The organism is Paenibacillus sp. 3LSP (assembly GCF_032465655.1).
Lineage (GTDB): Bacteria > Bacillota > Bacilli > Paenibacillales > Paenibacillaceae > Fontibacillus > Fontibacillus barengoltzii.
On the sequence record NZ_JAWDJI010000097.1, the window covers coordinates 1 to 1,811 of the forward strand.

The following is a 1,811-nucleotide window of genomic DNA, read 5'->3' on the forward strand; positions in this document are numbered from 1 at the left end:
AAAGATTTGGAGCACTTTTTATTTTTTTCAGAAGAGATTACTTTCGAAATTCAGGTTAAATAGTCTCGAAACAAAATCATGTTCTTCCAATCGTCGCTTTGATATTCGTACACATGGAGATGATGTGTACCTTTTCCCCATTCACCCCTTCGAAAGAACATTCGATTGGGGAATTCCTCTTTCGGTACGTATTCAAAGCCGATTTGGCTAAGTAGCGCTAACGTACCATCATCGATAATGGAAAAATGCTCTACCGCCACCGCAATATCTATAATCGGCTTAGCCGCCATGCCAGGAATTGAAGTGCTGCCTACATGTTCAATTTGCTTCGCCTTATCGCCAAGTAAAGCCAAAATGCGAAGACGATCTTTCTCAAATTCCTGCGGCCAAAGGGTACTATAGTTACTGAGTGTGACTTTGCTTGTCATGAACATCACCCTCGGTCATTTAATATCCCCTCTCCCCTTCCCTCAGCGAAGAGATCGCTACCAGCCAGCTTTCTCTTATATTCCAACATGGATTCGCTCGTTCATTATCATCTATAACCGAGTCATGTCAAAGAGTCGAGCATCCAAATTCCGGAGAAATTCGAATACACGCTGCATCAGCAGCTTTGTCGCTTCAACGTCAAATGACGGTAAACTGCTATCTGCGAACAGGTGTTGATTTCCAGGGTATAAGAAGAGTTCGGCATCATTGGCTATTTTTACGAGCTCGCGTGCCGCCTCAATATCCCCCTCATCCACGAAAAAGGGATCTGCGTCCATGCTATGAATCTGCACCGGAAGTTCCGCCGGCCACGAAGATCCGAACATCGAGGTCGGGACACAAGCGTAAAATAACAATGCACCACGAGCGCCTTCACGAGTTTGAGCGAGCTTCTGGGCTGCGACCACACCGAGCGAAAACCCAGCATAGATGATTTCTCGCGGGAGTTCACTCGCAGCACGCACGCCTCGCTCGATTATCTCTTCGAAGCCGACCTCATTGACATAGGTCATTCCCTCCTCGATTGAAGTAAATACATGACCGTCGAAAAGGTCAGGAGCATGAACTGTGTGCCCCTCCCCCCTGAGTTGATCGGCAAAATCAAGTATCCCCTTTGTTAGACCCAATGAATGGTGTAATACTAGAATCTCTGCCATTTTCCTCCTCCTTCGATGACAAGGATCATGGAAATTTTACTACAGTTATACATTTCGATTTCTTCTTGTCGTTTTCCTGCCAGCGGATCATTCTATTTTAATTTACATAATATATGTTCTGTAACTCATCATCCCATAGCCAGAAACCAATGCATAGCACAGTTGCTTCCCTGTCAAAAAAGAAATAACCCGCGCATACACGCACGGGTTACATATCATCACTTTATCTCAAAGCAATGTCACCTTCTGAAAAGTATTATCCTTCATCGTCCGGACGACGCGAATATTTTTGATGCTCGTAGGATGCCCAAGTACGGTTTTGAACACCCAGTAGGGAGCTAATTCTCCGATTTCAACTTCTTCCCCTAGCTCTGTTTTGATGAGATGGATAAAGTCTCCCATGTTGGGAGCTTGTCCAACTTCTTTAAAGAAGGAGATTTGTTGAAATGTACGCTCCCCAGATAAGGAGGTGATTTCTAGGGTTGTGGTATATTTTTCCTTGGATATGATTTCATTCTCCTGATCCTTGTGCTCTGCCATGTTAATGATGTCCCTCTCCACAAAATTTTTTCTCTATGATTTATATCGACCGAGGGAAGAAAATAAATTATCCTGAATTTCGAAAGCCCATAAAGGCGGTCAGTTTGTAGCAGAACGAGTCGGTAA

General features: G+C 44.2%; 3 protein-coding genes. All 3 read right to left on the reverse strand.

Annotated features, from left to right (window positions below):
- Nucleotides 1-50: 50 nt before the first annotated feature.
- Nucleotides 51-428, reverse strand: a complete 378-nt coding sequence (locus RW092_RS07580; RefSeq protein ID WP_316009914.1) for a GrpB family protein — start codon at nt 426-428, stop codon at nt 51-53.
- Between the two features lie 111 nt (nt 429-539).
- On the reverse strand, nt 540-1,145 hold the full coding sequence (locus tag RW092_RS07585; RefSeq protein WP_316009915.1) for a dienelactone hydrolase family protein: 606 nt from the start codon (nt 1,143-1,145) through the stop codon (nt 540-542).
- A 228-nt stretch (nt 1,146-1,373) separates the two neighbouring features.
- Nucleotides 1,374-1,685 (reverse strand): hypothetical protein, encoded by a 312-nt coding sequence (locus RW092_RS07590; RefSeq protein ID WP_316009916.1) that lies wholly within the window; start codon nt 1,683-1,685, stop codon nt 1,374-1,376.
- Between the last annotated feature and the right edge of the window lie 126 nt (nt 1,686-1,811).

Coding starts and splice junctions, on each gene's coding strand:
- RW092_RS07580 (WP_316009914.1), bottom strand. CDS start 428: ATGACAAGCAAAGTCACACTCAGTAACTATAGTACCCTTTGGCCGCAG.
- RW092_RS07585 (WP_316009915.1), bottom strand. CDS start 1,145: ATGGCAGAGATTCTAGTATTACACCATTCATTGGGTCTAACAAAGGGG.
- RW092_RS07590 (WP_316009916.1), bottom strand. CDS start 1,685: ATGGCAGAGCACAAGGATCAGGAGAATGAAATCATATCCAAGGAAAAA.